This is a genomic window from Geodermatophilus sp. SYSU D00742, assembly GCF_054049935.1.
Genome location: NZ_JBJGYJ010000001.1, coordinates 92,110 through 114,417, shown reverse-complemented (window position 1 = coordinate 114,417; position 22,308 = coordinate 92,110). Strand labels below are relative to the sequence as shown.

The following is a 22,308-nucleotide window of genomic DNA, read 5'->3' as shown; positions in this document are numbered from 1 at the left end:
GCGAGGAGGAGACGTGACGAACGGAGCCCGAGCGGAGGTCGTCGTCGACCTGGACGCGATCGCCGCCAACACCGCGGTGCTGCGCGAGCGGGTCGGCCGGCCGCTGATGGCGGTGGTCAAGGCCGACGGCTACGGGCACGGCATGGTCCCCGCCGCCCGGGCGGCGCTCGCCGGTGGCGCCGACGCGCTGGGCGTGGCGGTGGTGGAGGAGGCGCTGGCGCTGCGCGCGGCCGGGGTCACCGCGCCGGTGCTGGCCTGGCTGAACGGTCCCGGGGAGGACTTCGCGGCGGCGCTCGCCGCCGACGTCGAGGTGTCGGTCAACGCCGTCTGGGGACTGGCGGAGGTCGTGGCCGCCGCCCGGGCCACCGGCCGCACCGCGCGCCTGCACCTGAAGATCGACACCGGGCTCTCCCGTGGCGGGGCGACGCCGGAGCAGTGGCCCGACCTGGTGGCCGCCGCCGCCCGCGCGCAGGCCGACGGCGACGTCGAGGTCGTGGGCCTGTGGAGTCACCTCGCCTACGCCGACGCCCCGACCCACCCGACGATCGGGCTGCAGGTGGGGGTCTTCGAGCAGGCGGTGGCCGTGGCCCGCGACGCCGGCCTGGGCGGCGCCCGCCGGCACCTGGCCAACTCCGCGGCGACGGTGGCGCTGCCGGACACCTGGTTCGACATGGTCCGCCCCGGGATCGCCCTCTACGGGCTGGACCCGCTCGGTGGCGACCCCGCCGTCCACGGGCTGCGCCCGGCGATGACCGTGCAGGCGCGGGTGGTGCTGACCAAGCGCGTGCCCGCCGGGGTCGGCGTCTCCTACGGGCACACGTACTCGCCCCGGGACGAGACCACGCTGGCCGTGGTGCCGGTGGGCTACGCCGACGGGGTGCCGCGCGCCGGTGGCAACCGGGCGCCGGTGCAGGTCGCCGGGCGGCAGCGCACCATCGCCGGGCGGGTGTGCATGGACCAGTTCGTGCTGGACGTCGGTGACGACCCGGTGGCCCCCGGCGACCCCGTCGTCCTCTGGGGCCCGGGGACGGACGGCGAGCCGACCGCGCAGCAGTGGGCCGACGCGGTCGACACCATCCACTACGAGCTGGTGGCCCGGATCGGCGGCCGGTTCGTGCGCCGCCACGTGGGCTCGGCGGGCGCGCTCTGATGGCGACGGCGAAGAAGCACCCGGCCACGAGACACCCCGTCAGGAGGCTCCCGGCGAGGAGGGCGCCGGCCGAGAAGCAGCCGGCGAGGGTCCACCTGCCGAACGGGCTCCCCACCCCCCGCGCCGGCATCGTGGGCGCGGTGCTCGGCCTGGCGGCGGCGGGCACCGCCGTCGGGGTCGCGGTCAGCCGGGCCGCGGCGCGCCGGGTCGGGGCCGAGCGGCTGGGGTCGGCGGCCGGACTGCCCCCGGGCCGCACGGACGCCGAACTGCGCGGGGACGACCCGCTGGGCGCCGCCTCCCGCCCGGCCGACCGCACTGCGGTGGTGCCGGCCGACGACGGCGTGCCGCTGCACGTCGAGGAGGTCGGGCCGACCGACGCGCCCCTGACCGTGGTCTTCGTGCACGGCTACACGCTGTCGATGGCGTCCTGGGCGTTCCAGCGTCGGGCGCTGGCCGCCGAGCTGGCCACGGCCAACGGCTCCCGCCCCACGGCGCGGCTGGTCTTCTACGACCAGCGGGGCCACGGGGCCTCGGGGCGTGGCCCGGCCGAGCACTCCACGATGGAGCAGCTCGGCCGCGACCTGGCGCGGGTGCTCGACACCCGGGTGCCGCGCGGCCCGGTGGTGCTCGTCGGTCACTCGATGGGCGGCATGACCGTCATGGCGCTGGCGGCGCTGCGGCCGGAGCTGTTCGGCGACCGCGTCGTGGCCGCCGCACTGCTCAGCACCTCGTCGGGCAACCTCGCCGACCTCGACTTCGGCCTGCCGGAGTTCCTCACCCGGGTGCGGGCGGCCGTCCTCCCGGTGGCGGCGTTCACCATGCGCCGCCGTCCGGCTCTCGCCGAGCGCACCCGCAGGCTGGCCGCCGACCTGATCTCCCACGTGACCTGGTCGCTGTCGTTCGGTTCGCGTGACGTCGACCCGGCCCTGGGCCGCTACGTCGACTCCATGATCGCCGGCACACCGGTCGAGGTGATCGCGGAGTTCTACCCCGCGTTGGCGGGCCTGGACGAGACCGCCTCGCTCGAGCCGCTGCTGGCCGTCCCGACGCTCGTGCTGACCGGCAGCAAGGACACGCTGATCCCGAGCGCGCACAGCGACGCGATCGTCGAGCTCCTCGGCGGGGCGGACGCGCCGGGCGTGGAGTACGTCGTGGTCCCGGACGCCGGGCACATGGTGCTGCTGGAGCAGCCCGAGGTGGTCACCGGGGCCCTGTCGGCCCTGCTGCGTCGGGTGGCGGCCGAGATCCCCGCCGTGTCGGGCCGATGAGCCGGCCACGCCCGCCCCGGTTCGACGCCGCGGCCGAGGAGGTGGCCCGGACGGCCGCCGCGGCTCCGGACTGGGACGCCCTGGCCGCCGCGGCCCGGCCCTGCGTCGCCTGCCCGGAGCTGGCCGCCACCCGCCAGCACGTCGTGGTCGGCGACGTCCCGGCCGGCGGACGCCCCCGGCTGGCCCTGGTCGGCGAGGCGCCGGGGGCGCAGGAGGACGCCACCGGGCGGCCGTTCGTCGGACGGTCGGGGGCGCTGCTGGACCAGCTGCTCGCCGAGGCCGGGCTGGACCGCGCGCAGGCCGCCGTCCTCAACGTGGTGAAGTGCCGGCCACCGGGCAACCGGACGCCGAAGGCGCCGGAGGTGGCCCGCTGCAGCGGCTGGCTGCGCCGTCAGCTGGAGCTGCTCGACCCGCCCGTGGTCGTGGCGCTGGGGCTGTCGTCGGCCAAGTGGTTCCTCGGCCCCCGCACGGTGCTGGCCGAGGTGCGCGGGCGGGCGCACGACGTCGAGGGACGCGCCGTCTGGGCCACCTACCACCCGTCGGCGGCGATCCGGTTCGGGCCCAACGGGGCACCGCGGGCCGGGTTGCTCGCCGACCTGACCGCGGTCGCCGGGAGCCTGTCGTGAAGCGCGAGCACGTGCTGCCCACCCCCGAGGACACCCGGGCGCTCGGCGCGGCGCTGGCCGGCCTGGCGCGGGCCGGTGACCTGGTGGTGCTCGTCGGTCCGCTCGGGGCGGGCAAGACCGCGCTGACCCAGGGCATCGGGGCGGCGCTGGGGGTGCGGGAGCCGGTCACCTCGCCGACGTTCGTCATCGCCCGGGTGCACCGCGGCGGGCGGCTGCCGCTGGTGCACGTCGACGCCTACCGGCTCGGCAGCGTCGCCGACGTCGACGACCTGGACCTCGATGCCTCCACGGACGAGTCGGTGACAGTGGTCGAGTGGGGACAGGGACTGGTCGAGCGGCTGGCCGACGAGCACCTCGAGGTGCGGCTGGACCGGCGCGACGACGACGTCCGGACCGCGCTGCTGGTGCCGCACGGCCCCGGCTGGGAGCAGCGGCTCGACGGCGCGCCGTGAGCGTGCGGGTGGAGCTGGTCCGACTGGGCCCGGCCACGCTGCGCGCCCTCGCCGACGGCGACCTCCCGGCGGTGGAGGCGACCGCGCCGGTGCCGCTGAGCCCCTACCTGGTCGGACCCGAGTGCCGCCGGGTGTGGCAGATGCGGGCCGCGCAGGTGCTCGCCGACCCGCCCAGCGCCGACTGGGTCACCCGGGTGGTCTGGGACCCCGACCGGCGGCTGGCCGTCGGCCGCGCCGGCTTCCACGGGCCGCCGGACGCCTCGGGCACGGTCGAGGTGGGTTACGCGATCGATCCCGACCACCGCCGGCAGGGGTACGCGCGGGCCGCGCTGGCGGCCCTGCTGGCCCGGGCGGCCGCGGACCCACGCGTCACCACCGTGCGGGCCTCGGTGGCGCCGGGCAACGTCGCCTCTTGCGCCCTCGTCCTCGGCTCCGGGTTCGTCGCCGTGGGGCAGCAGGTCGACGAGGAGGACGGCCTGGAGATCGTCCACGAGGTGGCGGCCGGGGCTCACCTAGGCTGATCGCTCGTGCTGGTCCTCGCCCTCGACACCGCCACGCCGACGCTGGTCGCCGGCCTCGCCCGGTGGTCCCCGGACGGCGCCACGGAGGTGCTGGCCGAGCGCGCGGTGCCCTCGGGCAACCGGCACGCCGAGCTGCTCACCGTGGCGGTCACCGAGGTGCTCGCCGAGGCCGGTCGCACGGTCGCCGACCTCGACGCGGTGGTGACCGGCCTGGGCCCCGGGCCGTTCACCGGCCTGCGGGTCGGCGTCGTCACCGCCGCCGCGCTCGCCGACGCGCGGGGGGTCCCCGCCGTAGGCGTCTGCTCACTCGACGCGGTGGGCGCCGGAGCTCGCACCGTGGTGACCGACGCACGGCGCAAGGAGGTCTACTGGGCCACCTACGCCGCCGACGGCGCGCGCACCGACGGGCCCGGCGTGGTGCGGCCCGAGGAACTGGGCGTCCGGGAGCACGTGGTCGGAGACGCCCGGTTCGCCGAGCGCCTCGGTGTGCCGGTCACCCCGGCGGACGTGACGACGGCGGGGCTGCTGCGGGCCGCGGCCCCACAGCTGACCGACCCGTCGTCCGTCGCGCCCCTGGTGCCGTTGTACCTGCGCCGTCCGGACGCCGTCCCCCCGGCCTCCTACAAGCCGGTGACCACGACGTGAGCGCCCGGCTGCGGCCCATGCGGCTGGCCGACCTCGGCGCCGTCCTGGAGCTGGAGGAGGAGCTGTTCGCGCCCGACACCTGGACGGCGGCGATGTACCGCGACGAGCTCTCGCGCAGCGACACCCGGTACTACCTGGTGGCCGAGGACGGCGAGCGCGTCGTCGGCTACGCCGGGTTGATCGCCTACGACGACGAGGCCCACGTGGCCACCATCGGGGTGGCCGGCGACCGGCAGGGCGAGGGCATCGGGGCGCAGCTGCTGGACGCGCTGCTGGCCGAGGCCGACCGGCGCAGCCCGGTGGTGCTGCTCGAGGTGCGGGCCGACAACGAGCTCGCACAGGGCCTCTACCGGCGGCGGGGGTTCACCGAGATCGGCCGGCGGCGTGGCTACTACCAACCGAGCGGCACGGACGCCGTCGTGATGAAGCGGGAGAAGACGCGTGGCTGACCGGGTGGGCGGGGAAGCGCTGGTCCTCGGGTTCGAGACCTCGTGCGACGAGACCGGCGTCGGCCTGGTCCGGGGGCGGACGCTGCTGTCGGACGCCCTCGCGACCTCGATGGCCGAGCACGAGCGCTTCGGCGGGGTCGTGCCCGAGATCGCCTCGCGGGCGCACCTGGAGGCGATGGTGCCCACCGTGCACCGCGCGCTCGCCGAGGCGGGGGTGCGGGCCGCCGACGTCGACGCCGTCGCGGTGACCGCCGGCCCCGGGCTCACCGGCGCGCTGCTGGTCGGGCTGGCCGCGGCCAAGGCCTACGCGCTGGCGCTGGGCAAGCCGCTGTACGGCGTCAACCACCTGGCCGCGCACGTCGCCGTCGACGAGCTGCAGCACGGCCGGCTGGCCGAGCCGTCGATGGCGCTGCTGGTCTCCGGCGGGCACAGCTCGCTGCTGCTGGTGCCCGACCTCGCCCGTGAGGTGCAGTCGCTGGGCCGCACCATCGACGACGCGGCGGGGGAGGCCTTCGACAAGGTGGCCCGCGTGCTCGGCCTGCCCTTCCCGGGCGGCCCGCCGATCGACCGGGCGGCGCGCGAGGGCGACCCGGCCGCCATCGACTTCCCCCGCGGGCTCACCGGTCCCCGCGACGCGCCCTACGACTTCTCGTTCTCCGGCCTGAAGACCGCCGTCGCCCGGTGGGTCGAGGCCCGGCAGCGCGCAGGCGAGCCGGTGCCGGTCGCCGACGTCGCGGCGTCGTTCCAGGAGGCGGTCGCCGACGTCCTGACGAGGAAGGCCGTGCGCGCCTGCCGGGACGCCGGCGTCGACCACTTGGTGCTCGGCGGCGGGGTGGCGGCCAACTCGCGGTTGCGCGCGCTGGCCGAGGAACGGTGTGCCGCGGCCGGGATCGTGCTGCGGGTGCCGAGCCCGAAGCTGTGCACCGACAACGGGGCGATGGTGGCGGCGCTGGGCTCGCGGCTGGTCGAGGCCGGTGTGGCGCCCTCCGCCCCGGACGTCGGCGCGGACAGCTCCCTGCCGATCGACGTCGTCACCCGCTGAGGTCCGCCGGGGGGAGGGATGGCCACCTCCGCCCCTCAGCGGACGTCGCACACGAGTGCGGTCGGCCGGCCGGCCACGCGCGTGACGACGACGACCGCCGAGCCCGCGCCCGGACCGCGCAGCTGCCGGGCCAGCTGCTCCGGTTCGATCGGGGACCCCCGCTTCTTCACCACGACCCGCCCCACGCCGCGGGCCCGCAGCAGCGCCCTGAGCTTCTTGAGGTTGAACGGCAGCACCTCCTGCACCCGGTAGGAGGCGACCCAGGGGGAGCCGGCGGGGGAGTCCGACGACAGGTAGGCGATCGTCGGGTCGACCAGCGTGGCCCGCAGGTCGGCGGCGACCAGCGACACCAGCCCCGACCGGATCACCGCCGGGTCGGGCTCGTGCAGCCAGCCGCGCACCGGGCCCACCGGCGCCGGGCCCGGGTCGGCGTCCGCGGTCAGCTCCAGCACGCCGTCGTCGCGCACCAGGGCCGCCCGCCGCCGGACCGAGGAGACACCTCGGCCCCACAGCAGCGCCTCGACGATCGAGCCGCCGGCCGACACCCACTCCGCCTCGACACCGGCCGGCACCCGGTCGTGGTCCAGCCCGGGCGCGACCTTGACCACCGCCCGCGGCACCGCGTCGAGCAGGGCGGTCACCGTCGACCAGGGCGGCGACCACCGGTCGGGGTCCAGCTGCCGCCGTCCGCCGGCCCGGCGGGCGGGGTCGAGGACGGCGGCGGCGCACCCGGCCACCCCGCCGTCCCCGGCCGCGGCCACCAGGTCGACGACGTCGGCGTCGACGACCGTGACCCGGTCGGCGACCCCGAGGGCGGCGGCGTTGGCCGCGGTCAGCTCCCGTGCCAGCGGGTCGCGGTCGACGGCGACCACGGAGGCGCCCGCCCGGGCGAGGGCCACGGTGTCGGTCCCGGACGCGCAGCCCAGGTCGGCGGCCGTGGGCGCCTGCCCGTCCAGCAGCCGCTCCGCCCGCCGGGCGGCCAGCGCGGGCCGGCCGGCCTGCTCGAGCGTCCCGGCGGTGAGGAACAGGACGTCGGCGTCGGCACCGAACACCGGTCGGGCCCGCGCCCGCAGCCGCGCCAGCTCCCAGGCGGGGCCGGCGTGGTCCGCGCCGACGTCCGCGCGCAGCCGCCCCAGGCCGGTGAGCAGGTCGGCGCCCTCGGCCTGCAGCTGTGCCGCCCGGCCGGTCGCCGCCGCACCCTCGGGCGTGCGCAGCCACCTGAGCTGCGCGAGCGCGTCGGGAGGGGGTTCGCCGGGCACGACGACAAGCGTGACGCACGGGTCGGTCGCCCGGCCCGGGGACCCGCTTGAGGGGCTGGCACTCTCATGGGTAGAGTGCCAAACCGACACGGGCAGGCGCCTGACCCCCGCGACGGCAGGCCCGGCCCCCGTGCCACAGCATCAGCACCGACCCACCAGCCGTCCGACACCGAAGGGGGCGTCGCCGACGTGACGACCGCTACCAAGGTCACCATCAAGCCGCTGGAGGACCGTGTCGTGGTCCAGGCCAACGAGGCCGAGACCACCACCGCCTCCGGCCTGGTCATCCCGGACACCGCCAAGGAGAAGCCCCAGGAGGGCACCGTCGTCGCCGTGGGCCCCGGCCGCGTCGACGACAACGGCAACCGCGTGCCGCTCGACGTCAAGGTCGGCGACGTGGTCATCTACTCCAAGTACGGCGGCACCGAGGTCAAGTACGCCGGCGAGGAGTACCTGGTGCTCTCCGCCCGCGACCTGCTCGCCGTCGTGGAGAAGTGACCTCTCCGCAGCGCTGGCTCTAGAAGGACCTCCTGCCCCCACCGCTCGCGGCGGGGGCAGGAGGCCGCCCGACCGCCCCGGCGACCCGAACACCGGGTCCCGGGGCGGTCGTCGTCTGACCCCGCACCCCTGATCGGAAGGGCCCCATGGCCAAGATCATCAAGTTCAACGAGGAAGCCCGCCGCGCGCTCGAGCGCGGTGTCGACAAGCTCGCCGACACCGTCAAGGTGACCCTCGGCCCGCGCGGCCGCAACGTCGTCCTCGACAAGAAGTTCGGTGCGCCCACCATCACCAACGACGGCGTGACCATCGCCCGTGAGGTGGAGCTCGAGGACCCGTACGAGAACCTCGGCGCCCAGCTGGCCAAGAACGTCGCCACCAAGACCAACGACGTCGCCGGTGACGGCACCACCACCGCCACCGTGCTGGCCCAGGCGCTGGTCCACGAGGGCATGCGCAACGTCGCCGCCGGCGCGGGCCCGATGGCCCTCGGCGCGGGCATGCGCGCCGCCACCGACGTCGTCTCGAAGGCCCTCGACGAGGTGGCCATCCCGGTCTCCGACCAGGCCTCCATCGCCGGTGTCGCCACGATCTCCGCGCAGGACGCCGAGGTCGGCCGGCTCATCGGCGAGGCCATGGAGAAGGTCGGCAAGGACGGCGTCATCACCGTCGAGGAGAGCAACACCCTCTCCACCGACCTCGACGTGACCGAGGGCGTCCAGTTCGACAAGGGCTACCTCTCGCCCTACTTCGTCACCGACCAGGAGGCGATGGAGGCCGTCCTCGACGACGCCCTGGTCCTGCTGGTCAGCGGCAAGATCAGCGCCCTGGCCGACCTGCTCCCGCTGCTGGAGAAGGTCCTGTCCACCGGCGCCCGGCCGCTGCTCATCGTCGCCGAGGACGTCGAGGGCGAGGCGCTGTCCACCCTCGTCGTCAACTCGATCCGGAAGACGATCAAGGTCGTCGCGGTGAAGTCGCCGTACTTCGGCGACCGGCGCAAGGCGTTCATGACCGACCTCGCCGTCGTCACCGGTGGTCAGGTCGTCAGCGAGGACGTCGGCCTCAAGCTCGACCAGGTCGGTCTGGAGGTGCTCGGCACCGCCCGCCGGGTCACCGTCGACAAGGACAACACCACGATCGTGGACGGCGGCGGCACGTCGCAGGCCATCAGCGACCGCGTGGCCCAGATCCGGCGCGAGATCGAGGCGACCGACTCCGACTGGGACCGCGAGAAGCTGCAGGAGCGGCTGGCCAAGCTCGCCGGTGGCATCGGTGTGATCCGCGTGGGTGCGGCCACCGAGGTCGAGATGAAGGAGAAGAAGCACCGCATCGAGGACGCCATCGCCGCCACCCGCGCCGCGGTGGAGGAGGGCGTCGTCCCCGGTGGGGGCTCGGCGCTGGTGCACGCGGCCGCCGCGATCGACTCCCTCGGCCTGTCCGGCGACGAGCTGACCGGCGCCCGCGCCGTCCGTGCCGCCCTCGACGCCCCGCTGGTGCGGATCGCCGAGAACGCCGGGTTCGAGGGCCGGGTCGTCGTCGCCAAGGTGCGTGAGGCCGGCAAGGGCACGGGGTTCAACGCCGCGACCGGCGAGTACGGCGACCTGGCCGCCCAGGGCGTCATCGACCCGGTCAAGGTGACCAAGGCCGCGCTGAGCAACGCCGTCTCGATCGCCGCGATGGTGCTGACCACCGACTCCGCCGTCGTCGAGGCTCCCGAGGAGGAGCACGACCACGCCGGTGCCGGGCACCACACGCACGGCCACTCGCACGGCCACGGCCACAGCCACTGAGCCGACCCGCCCCGGTGATCAGGTGACCTGATCGCACCGGCTCCTGGCCCACGACCGGTCGCGGGCCAGGAGCCGGGACGGTGGGGGGAGGACGTCGCCCTCCCGGTGCCGCACACGACAGAGGGCCGGTCCAGCAGCGTGCTGGACCGGCCCTCTGTCGTGTCTGCGGGGTGGCCTTCCCCGGGTCCCGCCCCGGGCGCGCGAGGAGGAGCCCCGGGCCGGGGCCCTCGGTCAGACCCCCGCGGCGACGGCGGCGGGCTCCGCGGCGATGAGCCGGGCCCGCTCCTCCTCGCTCATGCCGCCCCACACGCCGTACGGCTCGCGGACCGACAGCGCGTGCTTCAGGCACGCGTCGATGACGGGGCAGCGGGCGCAGACGGCCTTGGCGGCCGCCTGGCGCCGGGCCCGGGCGGGGCCGCGCTCACCGTCGGGGTGGAAGAACAGGGCCGTGCTCTCGCCACGGCAGGCTCCGTGCAGCTGCCAGTCCCAGACCTCGGCAACGGGGGTCGGGAGTCGGCGGATGTCGGCCATGAAGTCCTCCTCGGCTCGGTGCGAGCCGGAGAAGGCGGTCCGGCTGCAAGGGGCCCGGTGCCCGAGGCCTCTGCGGGTCAAACACACCGTGACCCTGCATTTTCGCGGCTGTCGTCTCCCCCCGCTGGGTGAGAGGCGCTGTCGCCACCCCCTGCCCTCGATCAAGGTGACTGCAGGTCGTGCCGAACTCCGGCGTGGGACACCCCGCGGAGCCGGTCCGACCGGCAGCGACGGCGGGAGCCCCGGGTGGGTCTCCCGCCCGAGCGACACCCGGCCGGGGGATCCGGGCGGTGGGACCCGGCCGGCACCGTGCGGCCGGGAGAGCGAGGAGCAGGCGTGATCGACGACAGGATGCGCGGCCCGGGCCACGGGACGACGACCGTGTGGGTCTACGACGAGCGTCGGCGGGTCCGCGACGACATCGCGGGCCGGCTGGTGGCGCTGCCGTTCGTGGGCCGGGTGGAGGTCGTCGGTGACGCCGCGGCCCTCATGTCCCGGCTGGCCACCCGGCTGCCCGACGTGCTGCTGGTCGGCACCCAGCGGGCGCTGGACTCGGGGCTCACCGTCGCCACCCAGGCGCTGCGTGCGCACCCCCGGCTGCCCGTCCTCGTGCTGGGCGCGCCGGACGACGCCGAGAGCGTGCGGGCCGCGGTCGCCGTCGGTGCGCGCGGTTACCTGCGCTGGGACGCCACCGCGCTGGAGATGGGCCTGGGCCTGTCCCGGGTCGGCCTGCGGGTCGACGGCCGGGGCCCGGCGCCGGCCGGCCCCCACCAGCCGGTCCCGCTCGCCTCGGTCGGGGCCGCCACCGGCGCCCCCGCCTGGGCCGGGGCCACCCCGCTGGCCGGGGCCGCCCCGACCACGGTGCGCTCCACGGTGCGCGAGCCGGCCGCGGTCAGCCTGTCGATGCGGGAGATGCAGGTGCTCACCGGCATGAGCCAGGGCAAGAGCAACGCCCAGATCGGCCGCGAGCTCTACCTCTCCGAGGACACCATCAAGACCCACGCCCGCCGGCTGTTCCGCAAGCTGGGCGCGAAGGACCGCGCCGAGGCGGTGGCCACCGGCTTCCGCCGCGGCATGATGCAGTGACGTCGTCGGCCCACCGGCCGACCCCGCCACCCGGCGCGGTACCCGGCCAGGGGACGCGGACCGACGACGGAGGCCGGCTCACCCGGGGTGAGCCGGCCTCCGCCGTTCGTGTTCAGTCGTCGCGGGCGTGCTTGCCGGCGCGGCCGGTGCCGCCGGGCTCCTCGCGCTCGGCCATCGCCGCGATGCCGTCGGCGTACCCGCTGGCGTAGTCCCAGCTCACGTAGTCGTCGGGATCCGGGTCGAACGGCGGCTCGTGGCGGCCGGTCTGCCCCTCCTCGAGCAGCTGGCGGAGGTTGGCCTGCATGAGCGCCCAGTCGACGTGGTGCTCTTCCTCACAGTCGGGGCAGTCCACGACGATGCCCTTGATGCCGGTGGGCTCCAGGAGGGTGCGGAACACCTCCAGTTCGGCGAGGTCGTCCAGGACGCCGGCCCGCTCCTCCATGGTCAGCGGCGGCGGACCTGGCTGGTCGGCGGGCCCGAAGTCGGGCCCGGATGCGTCGTCCCACGTACTCACCCCTCCCACGGTAGTGGCCTGACGGGCATCACATCGAGCGCGGAGTGTCGCCGCCTACGATCGGGAGGAGGCTCCCGCGCGCCCACCAGGGCGCCGGCCGATCCGGAGGGGTGGCGGCTTCGATGCAGCCCGACGAGTTCGTTCCCGAGCTGCCGGCGAAGTTCGCGCCGCTCGGGCTGACCTACGACGACGTCCTGCTGATCCCCGGTGCGTCCGACGTCGTCCCGGCCGAGGTGGACACCAGCAGCCGGCTCACGCGCGGGATCCGGCTGGCCGTGCCGCTGGTCTCCAGCGCGATGGACACCGTCACCGAGGCCCGCATGGCGATCGCCATGGCCCGCGTCGGCGGCATCGGCGTCCTGCACCGCAACCTCGCCGCCGAGGAGCAGGCCGGCCAGGTCGACCTGGTCAAGCGCTCCGAGGCCGGCATGGTCACCAACCCGGTCACCTGCTCGCCGGAGAACACCCTGGCCGAGGTCGACGCGCTGTCGGCCCGCTACCGCATCTCCGGCGCCCCCGTGGTCGACGCCGACGGCGTCCTCGTGGGCATCGTGACCAACCGCGACATGCGGTTCGAGACCGACCAGTCGGTGCTGGTCCGCGACGTGATGACGCCGATGCCGCTGGTGACCGCCCCGGTCGGCGTCGACCCCGACACCGCGCTGGCCCTGCTGCGCAAGAACAAGATCGAGAAGCTGCCGCTGGTGGACGACGCCGGCCGGCTGCGCGGGTTGATCACCGTCAAGGACTTCGTCAAGCGCGACCAGTTCCCGAACGCCACCAAGGACGTCGACGGCCGCCTGATGGTGGGCGCGGCGCTGGGTGTCGGTGAGGACGCCTACAAGCGCGCCGGCCTGCTGGTCGACGCCGGGGTCGACGTGCTCGTCGTCGACACCGCGCACGGGCACCAGCGCGCGGTGCTGGACATGGTCGCCCGCGTCAAGAAGGACTTCGCGACCGTCGGCCACGGCATCCAGGTGGTGGGCGGCAACGTCGCCACCCGCGCCGGCGCGCAGGCGCTGGTCGACGCCGGGGTGGACGCGGTCAAGGTCGGCGTCGGGCCCGGCTCCATCTGCACCACGCGGGTGGTCGCCGGCGTCGGCGTCCCGCAGGTCACCGCCATCTACGAGGCGTCCCTGGCCGCCCGGCCGGCCGGTGTCCCGGTCATCGCCGACGGCGGGCTGCAGTACTCCGGCGACATCGCCAAGGCCCTGGTGGCGGGCGCGTCGACGGTCATGATCGGCGGCCTGTTCGCCGGCGTCGAGGAGGCGCCGGGCGAGCTGGTGTTCGTCAACGGCAAGCAGTACAAGACCTACCGCGGCATGGGGTCGCTGGGGGCGATGCAGAAGCGCGGCAACCAGTCCTTCAGCCGCGACCGGTACTTCGCCGACGACGTCCTCTCCGACGACAAGCTCGTCCCCGAGGGCATCGAGGGCCAGGTGCCCTACCGCGGTCCGCTGGCCGGCGTGGCCCACCAGCTCGTCGGTGGGCTGCGCGCCTCCATGGGCTACGCGGGCGCCGAGACGGTGGAGGAGCTGCAGGACCGCGGCCAGCTGACCCGCATCACCTCTGCGGGGCTGGTCGAGAGCCACCCCCACGACATCCAGATGACCGTCGAAGCACCCAACTACCGGGGTCGGTGACCGGAATGCCCTCGCGTGACACCGTCGAGATCGGGCTGAACCGCTTCGCCCGCCGCGGCTACGACCTCGACGAGGTCTCGATCGTGCCCTCCCGGCGCACCCGGGACGTCGACGACGTCTCGACCGCATGGCAGATCGACGCCTTCCGCTTCGACATCCCGCTGGTGACCAGCCCGTCGGACGCCGTCGTCAGCCCGGCGACGGCGATCGCCGTCGGGCAGGCCGGTGGCCTGGGCGTGCTCAACGCCGAGGGCCTGTGGACCCGCTACGACGACCCGACCCCGGTCTACCGCCGCATCCGCGACGCCGCGGTCGAGGGTGCCCCGCCGGTGTCGGTGCTGCAGGACGTCTACGGCGAGCCGGTGAAGCCCGACCTGATCACCGCGCGGATCAAGGAGATGCGCGACGCCGGGGTGACCACCGCGGTCCGGGTCTCCCCGCAGCACACCCAGCAGCTGGCGCCCGCGGTGCTCGCGGCCGGGGTGGACCTGCTGGTCATCCAGGGCACGATCGTCTCCGCCGAGCACGTCACCACGCAGGGCGGTGCGCTGAACCTCAAGGAGTTCATCGCCGACCTCGACGTCCCGGTGATCGTGGGTGGTGCGGCGAACTACCAGACCGCGCTGCACCTCATGCGCACCGGCGCGGCCGGGGTGATCGTGGGCGTGGGCGCCGACAGCTTCTCCACCGGTGACGCGGTCATGGGCGTCCGGGTGCCGCTGGCCAGCGCGATCGTCGACGCTGCCGCGGCCCGCCGCGACTACCTCGACGAGACCGGCGGCCGGTACGTGCACGTGATCGCCAACGGCCGGATCGAGACCAGCGGCGCGATCGCCCGCGCCCTGGCCTGCGGTGCCGATGCCGTCCAGGTCGGCGAGCCGCTGCGCGCGGCGGCCGAGGCGCCCGGCGGCGGCATCTGGTGGGACTCGGTCGCGGCGCACCCGCGGCTGCCCCGCGGCGGCGTGTCGGCGCCGATCCCGCCCGCCGGCTCGCTGCAGGACGTGCTGCTCGGCGCCGCGCAGACCGCCGACGGGCGCACCAACCTGTTCGGGGCGCTGCGGCGCACCATGGCCAAGACCGGCTACCGCGACCTCAAGGAGTTCCAGCGGGTCGACCTGGTCATCGGCGGCCACCAGCCCGCCCCGCAGGACCGGTGATGGACTTCCCGACGGTGCTGGTCGTCGACTTCGGCGCCCAGTACGCGCAGCTGATCGCGCGGCGGATCCGCGAGGCCGGCGTCTACTCCGAGATCGTCCCCTCCGACGTCCCGGCCGAGGAGATCGTCGCCCGCAAGCCGGCCGCGATCGTGCTCTCCGGCGGGCCGTCGAGCGTGTACGCGCCGGAGGCCCCGCAGATCGACCCGACCCTCTTCGAGGCCGGCGTGCCGGCGTTCGGCATCTGCTACGGCTTCCAGGCGATGGCGCAGAGCCTCGGCGGGACCGTCGCGCGCACCGGCGACCGCGAGTACGGCGGCACCCCGCTGACGGTCACCACGCAGGGCCGGCTGTTCGGCACGCTGCCGGTCGAGCAGTCAGTCTGGATGAGCCACGGGGACGCCGTCAGCCAGGCCCCGCCCGGGTTCACCGTCACGGCCACCTCCACCGGCGCCCCGGTCGCCGCCTTCGAGGACGTCGACCGCAAGCTGGCCGGCGTCCAGTTCCACCCCGAGGTGCGGCACACCGCGCACGGGCAGACGGTGCTCGAGCACTTCCTGTTCGACATCGCCGGGCTGGAGCCGACCTGGACGATGGCCAACGTCGTCGAGGAGCAGGTCGAGCGGATCCGCGCCCGGGTCGGCGACCGGCGGGCGCTGTGCGCGCTGTCCGGCGGGGTCGACTCCGCGGTCGCCGCCGCGCTCGTGCAGCGGGCCATCGGTGACCGGCTCACCTGCGTCTACGTCGACCACGGGCTCATGCGTGAGGGCGAGACCGAGCAGATCGAGCGGGACTTCGTCGCCGTCACCGGCGCCGACCTGCGGGTGGTCGACGCCCGCGACCAGTTCCTCGACGCGCTCGCCGGCGTGAGCGACCCGGAGCAGAAGCGGAAGATCATCGGCCGCGAGTTCATCCGCGTCTTCGAGCAGGCCGCCACCGACGTGGTCGCCGACGCCAAGGAGCACGGCGAGACCGTCGACTTCCTCGTGCAGGGGACGCTCTACCCCGACGTCGTCGAGTCCGGCGGCGGCACCGGAACGGCGAACATCAAGAGCCACCACAACGTCGGCGGTCTGCCCGAGGACCTCACCTTCACCCTGGTGGAGCCGCTGCGCACGCTGTTCAAGGACGAGGTCCGGGAGGTCGGCCTGCAGCTCGGCCTGCCCGAGTCGCTCGTCTGGCGGCAGCCGTTCCCCGGCCCGGGCCTGGGCATCCGGATCGTCGGCGAGGTGACCCGGGAGCGGCTCGACGTGCTGCGGAAGGCCGACGCGATCGCCCGCGCCGAGTTGACCGCGGCCGGCCTCGACCGGGAGATCTGGCAGTGCCCGGTGGTGCTGCTGGCCGACGTCCGCTCGGTCGGGGTCCAGGGCGACGGCCGTACCTACGGCCACCCGGTCGTGCTGCGGCCGGTGTCCAGCGAGGACGCGATGACCGCCGACTGGACCCGGCTGCCCTACGACGTGCTGGCCCGCATCTCCACCCGGATCACCAACGAGGTGTCCGAGGTCAACCGCGTCGTCCTCGACGTCACGAGCAAGCCGCCGGGCACCATCGAGTGGGAGTAGGGGAAGGCCCCGCCGCCCCCACGCCCTCGCCGTCCCCCGCTAGCGGGAGGCCCCCGGCTCGGCCGCGGGGCTCCGCGACGGGGCCCTTCCAGCACGTCGCCTGCTCGGCGCCGGCCCCTGCGACGGGTCGTCTCCAGCACCTCACCAGCGCACGGTGGCCGCGTCGGGCGGCGGGGTGCCGAACACCGCGGGGTCCCGGTCGGCGACGGGGTCGGTGGTGAGGTCGGCGGCCTCGATCCGGTCCCAGCGGAACCAGCGCGGCGCGTCCCGCTCCCGGCACCAGGCAGCCAGGTACCAGGAGCCGGCGGTGCGGGCGACCAGGTGCGGCTCGACCCGCCGGCGGGACGCCGTCCCGCCGCGGTCGCGGTAGCCGATCGCCACGACCCGGCGGCGCACCAGGGCCTCCTCCACCACGGCCACCGGGCCGGGGGGACGCGTGCCGGTCCCGCCCAGCCACACCCGGGCGCCCAGGCGCTCGGCCTCGCCCCGCGCGGCCGGCCCGAGCGCGTCCAGCACCTTGGCCAGCGCCGCCCGGCCGTCGACCGCGAACGGCGCGTCCGCGGCCCCGGCCAGCGCCACGGCCACGGCGACCGCCTGCGCCGGGGTGAGGTTGACCGGCGGGAGGGTCGCCGCGGCGTCGAGGACGTAGCCGCCACCGGGTCCGGCCGTGGCGTGGACGGGCACGCCGGTCTGCTGCAGCGCGGCGACGTCCCGCTTGACCGTCCGGGGCGAGACCTCGAGCCAGCGGGCCAGCCGGTCCGCCGTCCGGCCACGGGGCCCGGCGCGACGCAGTTCCTCGGTCAGCGCGTGCAGGCGGTCGGTGCGGTTCACGGGGCGGATCGTGGCAGGAGTCGGTGACAGGACGGTGTCACCGTGGGCGCGCCAGGCTGGCGGCATGGCCTCGATCGCGCTCTTCCACTCCGCCCTCGGCGTCCGCCCCGGGATCACCGACGCCGCCGCCCGCCTGCGGGCCGCCGGCCACGACGTGCTCGTCGTCGACCAGTACGACGGCCGGGCCTTCGACGACTACGACGACGCCGGCGCCTACGTCGAGGAGATCGGCTTCCCGGCGCTCGTGCAGGCCGCGGTGGACGCCGTCCGCGAGCTGCCCGACGGCTTCCTCGCCGCGGGGTTCTCCAACGGGGCGGGGATGGCCGAGTACGTGGCCACGCAGGGGCGCTGCGCCGGTGTCCTGCTGTTCTCCGGGGCGCTGCCGCTGGCCGTGCTCGGAGTGCCGGCGTGGCCGGCCGGGGTGCCGGTCCAGCTGCACCTCGGCGAGCGGGACCCGTTCCGCGCCCAGGAGTGGCTGGACGGCTTCCTCGCCGACGTGCGGCGCAGCGGCAGCCCCGTCGAGGTCGTCGAGCACCCGGTCGCCGGGCACCTGTTCACCGACCCCGGCCTGCCCGCCGAGTACGACGCGGCGGCCGCGGAGGCGCTGTGGGAGCGGGCACTGGAGTTCTGCGCGCGCGTGGGCGGCTGACGACGGCGGAGGGCCCGGGGAGCCGTCCGCTCCCCGGGCCCTCCGCCCGGTCTCCCCTCCGGTGGCGTCAGCGTCGCCTGCGGCGGGCCTTGCGCACCTCGCTGACCAGCAGGGCGACTCCGGCGCCGATCAGCACCAGCCAGAGCAGCCCGCCGTCGTCGAACAGGTCGAAGGGGAAGACCGCGCCGGCCATGAGGGAGATCGCCAGGACGACGAACACCAGGCCGGGCACCAGTGCGGTGAGGTCGATCCCCCGGCGGGCCGGCGGCGGGGGCGGGTCCTCGACGGGCAGCGGGGTGATGTCACCGAACGCGTGCTCCTGCCATGCGGTGGGGGTCGTCGGGAACTCGCTGTAGTCAGGCACGGTCCACCTCCACGTCGCCGATGCCGGCGTTGATCTCCAGGACGATCTCGGGGTCGTCGTCGCCGGTCCAGTCCGCGGCGCCGGTGCCCGGGTAGAACCCGCCGTCGGAGCTGCTACCGAAGACGTCGATGGTGCCGACGCCGCTGCTGGCCTCCACCCGGATGTCGGCCGAGCGGGGCACCAGGATCTCCACGTCGCCCACCCCGGCGTCGAGCCGGGTGGCGATCGGGCCGTCGAGGTCGCTCAGGTCGAGGTCGGAGAGGTCGAGGGTCACGTCCCCGACGCCGCCGCGGTAGACCGGCTCGACCGCCGCGGCGGTCATCGGGTGGTAGAAGTCGTCGCCGATGCCGCCGTGGACGTTCCGCCACGGCTCAGCCGACACGACCGCCAGCGCCAGTGAGAGCAGTGCGCCGAGCGCGATCAGGCCGCCCTTGGCGCGCCGTCCGCTGGCGAAGGCCGCCGCGACCAGGCCCACACCCACCACGAGGAGGGCCGGCCCGAGGACGAACCGCGGGTCGATCGACCAGTCGGTGAACCGGCTGACGAGCACCAGCGTGCCGACGACGATGAGCAGCGCGGCCAGGGTCACCCCCGGAACCGGCGACCGTGGACCGGCCGGCGCCCTGACCCGTGCCTCGGCGGCGCCGTCGCGCGGACCGGCCGACATGAACAGCCACAGCAGCAGGTAGACCGGGATGCCCGGGCCGGCGATGGCGAGGGCGACGAAGCCGACCCGCCACAGCAGCGTGTCGATGCCGGAGTACTCGGCCAGGCCACCCGAGACGCCGCCGATGACCCTGTCGGTCCGGCTGCGCCGCAGCGGCGGCCGGACGGGCGGCCCCGGCGGGGGCGGCGGGTACTCCGCCATCGGCAGTCCGGACGGCGGGGGAGTGGGGGGTGCGGGGGGAGGAGGTGGTGCCGATGTCATGCCACGAGGGTGCGGCGCACCGCCTCCCCGGGACATCAGGGATCGCCCCCAATCCACCCTGGTCCGGCACTCCAGGGTGATCACCGGTGTGACGCGGCGACCTGCGGTGCGACGATCGACAGCGTGACGACGACTGCCCTCGTGCCGCAGCGCCCGCCGCTGGCACGCCCGCGGTCGGGCCGGCTGCTGGCCGGGGTCGCGGCGGGGACGGCGGTCCACCTGAGGCTGGACCCGCTCGTCGTGCGCATCGGCTTCGTCGTCCTCGCCGTCACGGGCATCGGCGTCATCGCCTACGCGCTGCTGTGGTTCTTCATGCCGGTCGGGGACGTGGCGCCGGAGGCCCGCGACCCCGACCTGGAGCCCAGCCGCCGGCAGGCGCTCGGGCTCACGCTGCTCGGGTTCGGGGCGTTGATCCTGGTCACCAACCTGGCCACCTGGGGCAGCAGCGACCTCGTCGTCCCGCTGCTGCTGGTCGGCGCGGGGCTCGCGGTCATCTGGCGGCAGCTGGACACCGACCGCACCCTGGCCCGGCCCGGCGTCCCGTGGGTGCTGGCCGGCGGAATCGCGCTCGGCGTCGTCGGGGTGGTGCTGCTGCTGGCCACGACCGGCCAGCTGGCCAACGCCCGCAACGGCTTCGCCGCGACGCTGGTCATCCTGGTCGGCATCGCCCTGGCCACGGCTCCCCTGTGGCGGCGGCTGCTGGCCTCCCGCGAGGCGGAGCGCACCGCGCGGGTGCGCTCGGAGGAGCGGGCCGCCGTCGCCGCCCACCTGCACGACTCGGTGCTGCAGACCCTCGCCCTGATCCAGCGCCATGCCGAGGACCCCAAGGCGGTGGCCCGGCTGGCCCGCAGCCAGGAGCGCGAGCTGCGCACCTGGCTGTACGAGCCGGAGAAGGCCGCCGGGGGCACGTGGGCGGCGCTCGTCGAGGGAATGGTGGCCGAGGTGGAGGCCGACCACGCGCTGACCGTGGAGTCGGTCGTGGTCGGGGACGCCCCGGTCGACGACGCGCTCGCCGCGTTGGGTGCGGCCACCAAGGAGGCCCTGGTCAACGCCGCCAAGCACTCCGGTGCCACGTCGGCGGACCTGTACACCGAGGTGACGCCGCAGCGGGTGGAGGTGTTCGTCCGCGACCGCGGCTCGGGCTTCGACCCCGGTGCCGTGCCGGCCGACCGGCGTGGGCTGAAGGACTCCGTCACCGGGCGGCTGGCCCGCGTGGGCGGGACGGCGACGGTGCGTTCCGCGCCGGGAGAGGGGACCGAGGTCGAGATGTACCTGCCGAGGGAGGCCGCGTGAGCGAGCAGGGGCCCCGCGTCTTCCTCGTCGACGACCACGCGATGGTGCGGTCGGGCGTGCGGACGGAGCTGGGCGACGCGGTGACGGTCGTCGGTGAGGCCGCCGACGTGGCCGGCGCGGTCGAGGGCATCCGGGCCACGGTGCCCGACGTCGTGCTGCTCGACGTGCACCTGCCCGGGGGCGGCGGGCACGCGGTGCTCGAGGCGCTGCGGGCCGAGCTGCCGGCGGTGCGCTGGCTGGCGTTGTCGGTCTCCGACGCCGCCGAGGACGTCATCGCCGTCATCCGGGCCGGCGCCCGCGGTTACGTCACCAAGACCATCTCCGGCCCCGACCTGCTCGACGCGGTCACCCGGGTCGCCGACGGGGACGTCGTGTTCAGCCCGCGGCTGGCCGGGTTCGTGCTCGACGCGTTCGCCGCGACGTCGGCGTCCGCCCCCGCCCCGTCCGAGGACCCTGCCACCGACCCGGGGCTGGACCTGCTCAGCGCCCGTGAGCGAGAGGTCATGCAGCTGCTGGCCCGCGGCTACACCTACCGCGAGATCGGCTCGCGGCTGTTCATCTCGGTGAAGACCGTGGAGTCCCACGCGTCCAACGTGCTGCGCAAGCTCCAGCTGTCCAACCGCAACGAGCTCACCCGCTGGGCGGCGACCAACCGCCTGCTGTGAGGCTGTCGTGCCCGAGTGGACCCGGAGGTCTCCACGACGGTGGCGCTCAGCGCCGGCCGGGACGGCATCTCGCCGCGGTGTCGGCCGGTACGCCGAGGGATCACGCGGTGTACACCACGTGGAAGGACTCGCCCAGCCGGCCCTCGGGCAGGCCGAGGCGGCGGCCGTTCTCGCGCATCCAGCTGGTCACGAACTCCTCGAGGTCGTCGAGGTGCCCGACCTGGCTGACGTGGCTCTTCAGCGCGGCGAACTTGAGCTCCACCACGTCGGTGACGTCGACGACGTGGTCGGCGCGCGGGCTGGTGGTCAGCCACACCTCCTCGACCGTCCACGCCTCCAGCCCCTCCTCGGCGAGCAGCTCGGGGAAGGCGAAGGGGTTGCGGGCGTCGGGGTAGACCGCCCGCAGCGTCGACTCGCCCACGGTCATGTGGTCGGGGTGGCTGGCGCCGATGCGTTCCCAGACCCGCTCCGGGGAGCTGGTCAGCACCCGCTGCGGCCGGACCTGCCGGATCACCCGGCTGATGTCGCGGCGCAGGTCGAGGGTCAGCTCCAGCCGCCCGTCGGGGTAGCCGAGGAACCGCACGTCCTTCACCCCGCAGGCCGCGGCGGCGGCCTCCTGCTCGGCCCGCCGCAGGGGCCCCATCCGGTCCCGAGGGGTGTCGTCGAACCCGCCGGCGTCGCCGTCGGTGACGATCAGGTAGGTGACCTCGGTGCCGGCGGCCGTCCACGTCGCGACGGTGCCGGAGCTGCCGAAGTCGACGTCGTCGGGGTGCGCGAGAACGCACAGGGCGCGCTCGACGTGCTCGGCGGGACGGCGGGGCTGCGCGGCGGTCACCCGCCGGAGCCTAGGCCGAGGCCCGCGGAGCTCCGCGGGGTCGTCGCGTGCCGGGAGAGGGGCTCAGAGCCGGCCGCGGCCCTGGCGCAGCAGCATCATCCCGAGGGCCGCACCGTCGCGGCCGAGGGCCTCCTGGAAGCGGGCGAGCACCTGCTGCTCGCGGGACAGCGACAGGCGGGTGCCGCCCGCGGCGCGGCGCAGCTCCCCGATCTGCTGGGAGACGGCCAGCCGGCGCTGCACCAGCGCGATGATCTCCGCGTCGCAGGAGTCGATCTCCTCGCGCAGCTCGGCGATGCGCACGTCGGCGTCAGCGGCGGCGGTGGGGAGCGTGGCGGTCATGGGTTCCTCCGGGGCGGGCGGGAGGCCGTCGGACCCCTGGAACGAGAAACGCCCCGGGCTCCTCGGGCCCGGGGCGTCTGTTGCGGCGTGTGCTCAGCCAGCGGTGACGGACACCGGATCCCGGTGGCCGTAGTAAAAGCTGAGCGCGGTGAGCACGGCGGGGAGTCTGCCACAACGGTGTCCCTGGCCGCCAGCGCGTCGCCCGGTCGGG

The 22,308-nt window shown here is 75.4% G+C and carries 25 protein-coding genes; 17 read left to right on the top strand and 8 right to left on the bottom strand.

Going from position 1 to position 22,308, the window contains the following annotated elements:
- Positions 1–13 precede the first annotated feature (13 nt).
- From alr to tsaD, 8 genes are all read left to right on the top strand, one after another.
- A complete protein-coding gene (gene alr, locus ACI78V_RS00515) occupies positions 14–1,150 on the top strand; it encodes an alanine racemase (RefSeq protein WP_456847870.1) in 1,137 nt (378 codons plus the stop codon).
- Between the two features lie 140 nt (positions 1,151–1,290).
- On the top strand, positions 1,291–2,418 hold the full coding sequence (locus tag ACI78V_RS00510) for an alpha/beta fold hydrolase (RefSeq protein ID WP_456847868.1): 1,128 nt from the start codon (positions 1,291–1,293) through the stop codon (positions 2,416–2,418).
- Positions 2,415–3,044, top strand: coding sequence for a uracil-DNA glycosylase (locus ACI78V_RS00505; RefSeq protein ID WP_456847866.1), 630 nt, complete (start codon positions 2,415–2,417; stop codon positions 3,042–3,044). Before ACI78V_RS00510 ends, ACI78V_RS00505 begins: the two co-directional genes overlap by 4 nt.
- Positions 3,041–3,496 (top strand): tRNA (adenosine(37)-N6)-threonylcarbamoyltransferase complex ATPase subunit type 1 TsaE, encoded by a 456-nt coding sequence (tsaE, locus tag ACI78V_RS00500; protein ID WP_456847864.1) that lies wholly within the window; start codon positions 3,041–3,043, stop codon positions 3,494–3,496. Before ACI78V_RS00505 ends, tsaE begins: the two co-directional genes overlap by 4 nt.
- Positions 3,493–4,017, top strand: a complete 525-nt coding sequence (locus tag ACI78V_RS00495) for a GNAT family N-acetyltransferase (protein WP_456847862.1) — start codon at positions 3,493–3,495, stop codon at positions 4,015–4,017. Before tsaE ends, ACI78V_RS00495 begins: the two co-directional genes overlap by 4 nt.
- Positions 4,018–4,023: 6 nt before the next feature.
- Positions 4,024–4,662: a tRNA (adenosine(37)-N6)-threonylcarbamoyltransferase complex dimerization subunit type 1 TsaB gene (tsaB, locus tag ACI78V_RS00490; RefSeq protein ID WP_456847860.1), complete on the top strand. Its 639-nt coding sequence runs from the start codon at positions 4,024–4,026 to the stop codon at positions 4,660–4,662.
- Positions 4,659–5,111, top strand: a complete 453-nt coding sequence (gene rimI, locus ACI78V_RS00485) for a ribosomal protein S18-alanine N-acetyltransferase (RefSeq protein ID WP_456847858.1) — start codon at positions 4,659–4,661, stop codon at positions 5,109–5,111. Before tsaB ends, rimI begins: the two co-directional genes overlap by 4 nt.
- A complete protein-coding gene (gene tsaD, locus ACI78V_RS00480; RefSeq protein ID WP_456847856.1) occupies positions 5,104–6,153 on the top strand; it encodes a tRNA (adenosine(37)-N6)-threonylcarbamoyltransferase complex transferase subunit TsaD in 1,050 nt (349 codons plus the stop codon). Before rimI ends, tsaD begins: the two co-directional genes overlap by 8 nt.
- Positions 6,154–6,188: 35 nt before the next feature.
- Here tsaD and ACI78V_RS00475 read toward each other — a convergent pair whose 3' ends face one another.
- Positions 6,189–7,412 carry a THUMP-like domain-containing protein gene (locus ACI78V_RS00475; protein ID WP_456847854.1) on the bottom strand — a complete coding sequence of 408 codons (1,224 nt, stop codon included), beginning with the start codon at positions 7,410–7,412 and terminating at the stop codon, positions 6,189–6,191.
- A 189-nt stretch (positions 7,413–7,601) separates the two neighbouring features.
- Between ACI78V_RS00475 and groES the strand changes: the two genes are divergently transcribed.
- Positions 7,602–7,910, top strand: a complete 309-nt coding sequence (groES, locus tag ACI78V_RS00470; protein WP_097205740.1) for a co-chaperone GroES — start codon at positions 7,602–7,604, stop codon at positions 7,908–7,910.
- 146 nt (positions 7,911–8,056) lie between these two features.
- Positions 8,057–9,700 (top strand): chaperonin GroEL, encoded by a 1,644-nt coding sequence (gene groL / locus ACI78V_RS00465; RefSeq protein WP_456847852.1) that lies wholly within the window; start codon positions 8,057–8,059, stop codon positions 9,698–9,700.
- 231 nt (positions 9,701–9,931) lie between these two features.
- Here the strand turns inward: groL and ACI78V_RS00460 are convergent, their stop codons facing one another.
- A complete protein-coding gene (locus ACI78V_RS00460) occupies positions 9,932–10,231 on the bottom strand; it encodes a WhiB family transcriptional regulator (protein WP_456847850.1) in 300 nt (99 codons plus the stop codon).
- 336 nt (positions 10,232–10,567) lie between these two features.
- Between ACI78V_RS00460 and ACI78V_RS00455 the strand changes: the two genes are divergently transcribed.
- Positions 10,568–11,317, top strand: coding sequence for a LuxR C-terminal-related transcriptional regulator (locus ACI78V_RS00455; protein ID WP_456847848.1), 750 nt, complete (start codon positions 10,568–10,570; stop codon positions 11,315–11,317).
- A 112-nt stretch (positions 11,318–11,429) separates the two neighbouring features.
- On the opposite strand, the gene ACI78V_RS00450 is transcribed toward ACI78V_RS00455, so the two are convergent.
- Positions 11,430–11,831 (bottom strand): DUF5319 family protein, encoded by a 402-nt coding sequence (locus tag ACI78V_RS00450; protein WP_456847846.1) that lies wholly within the window; start codon positions 11,829–11,831, stop codon positions 11,430–11,432.
- 122 nt (positions 11,832–11,953) lie between these two features.
- Here ACI78V_RS00450 and guaB point away from each other — a divergent pair, with 122 nt between their 5' ends.
- From guaB to guaA, 3 genes are read left to right on the top strand one after another with little or no spacing between them, the layout of a single operon-like run.
- Positions 11,954–13,474, top strand: a complete 1,521-nt coding sequence (guaB, locus tag ACI78V_RS00445; RefSeq protein WP_456847844.1) for an IMP dehydrogenase — start codon at positions 11,954–11,956, stop codon at positions 13,472–13,474.
- A gap of 5 nt (positions 13,475–13,479) precedes the next feature.
- Positions 13,480–14,631 carry a GuaB3 family IMP dehydrogenase-related protein gene (locus ACI78V_RS00440; RefSeq protein ID WP_456847842.1) on the top strand — a complete coding sequence of 384 codons (1,152 nt, stop codon included), beginning with the start codon at positions 13,480–13,482 and terminating at the stop codon, positions 14,629–14,631.
- Positions 14,631–16,193 carry a glutamine-hydrolyzing GMP synthase gene (guaA, locus tag ACI78V_RS00435; RefSeq protein WP_456847840.1) on the top strand — a complete coding sequence of 521 codons (1,563 nt, stop codon included), beginning with the start codon at positions 14,631–14,633 and terminating at the stop codon, positions 16,191–16,193. Before ACI78V_RS00440 ends, guaA begins: the two co-directional genes overlap by 1 nt.
- Before the next feature lie 141 nt (positions 16,194–16,334).
- Here the strand turns inward: guaA and ACI78V_RS00430 are convergent, their stop codons facing one another.
- A complete protein-coding gene (locus ACI78V_RS00430; RefSeq protein WP_456847838.1) occupies positions 16,335–17,024 on the bottom strand; it encodes a helix-turn-helix transcriptional regulator in 690 nt (229 codons plus the stop codon).
- A 64-nt stretch (positions 17,025–17,088) separates the two neighbouring features.
- Here ACI78V_RS00430 and ACI78V_RS00425 point away from each other — a divergent pair, with 64 nt between their 5' ends.
- Positions 17,089–17,673 (top strand): dienelactone hydrolase family protein, encoded by a 585-nt coding sequence (locus ACI78V_RS00425; RefSeq protein ID WP_456847836.1) that lies wholly within the window; start codon positions 17,089–17,091, stop codon positions 17,671–17,673.
- A 67-nt stretch (positions 17,674–17,740) separates the two neighbouring features.
- Here the strand turns inward: ACI78V_RS00425 and ACI78V_RS00420 are convergent, their stop codons facing one another.
- Positions 17,741–18,037 carry a hypothetical protein gene (locus ACI78V_RS00420; RefSeq protein WP_456847834.1) on the bottom strand — a complete coding sequence of 99 codons (297 nt, stop codon included), beginning with the start codon at positions 18,035–18,037 and terminating at the stop codon, positions 17,741–17,743.
- The gene (locus ACI78V_RS00415) at positions 18,030–18,905 is read right to left on the bottom strand and encodes a PspC domain-containing protein (RefSeq protein ID WP_456847832.1); all 876 of its coding nucleotides are present in this window, start codon (positions 18,903–18,905) and stop codon (positions 18,030–18,032) included. The genes ACI78V_RS00420 and ACI78V_RS00415 overlap by 8 nt, the downstream gene beginning before the upstream one ends.
- Positions 18,906–19,088: 183 nt before the next feature.
- On the opposite strand from ACI78V_RS00415, the gene ACI78V_RS00410 reads away from it, so the two are divergent.
- Together ACI78V_RS00410 and ACI78V_RS00405 are read left to right on the top strand one after the other, a co-directional pair.
- Positions 19,089–20,258: an ATP-binding protein gene (locus tag ACI78V_RS00410; protein WP_456847830.1), complete on the top strand. Its 1,170-nt coding sequence runs from the start codon at positions 19,089–19,091 to the stop codon at positions 20,256–20,258.
- A complete protein-coding gene (locus ACI78V_RS00405) occupies positions 20,255–20,923 on the top strand; it encodes a response regulator (RefSeq protein WP_456847828.1) in 669 nt (222 codons plus the stop codon). The genes ACI78V_RS00410 and ACI78V_RS00405 overlap by 4 nt, the downstream gene beginning before the upstream one ends.
- 100 nt (positions 20,924–21,023) lie before the next feature.
- On the opposite strand, the gene ACI78V_RS00400 is transcribed toward ACI78V_RS00405, so the two are convergent.
- Together ACI78V_RS00400 and ACI78V_RS00395 are read right to left on the bottom strand one after the other, a co-directional pair.
- Complete coding sequence (locus ACI78V_RS00400) at positions 21,024–21,758, bottom strand: PIG-L deacetylase family protein (RefSeq protein WP_456847826.1); 735 nt, start codon at positions 21,756–21,758, stop codon at positions 21,024–21,026.
- 63 nt (positions 21,759–21,821) lie between these two features.
- Positions 21,822–22,097, bottom strand: coding sequence for a chorismate mutase (locus ACI78V_RS00395; protein ID WP_456847824.1), 276 nt, complete (start codon positions 22,095–22,097; stop codon positions 21,822–21,824).
- Positions 22,098–22,308 lie beyond the last annotated feature (211 nt).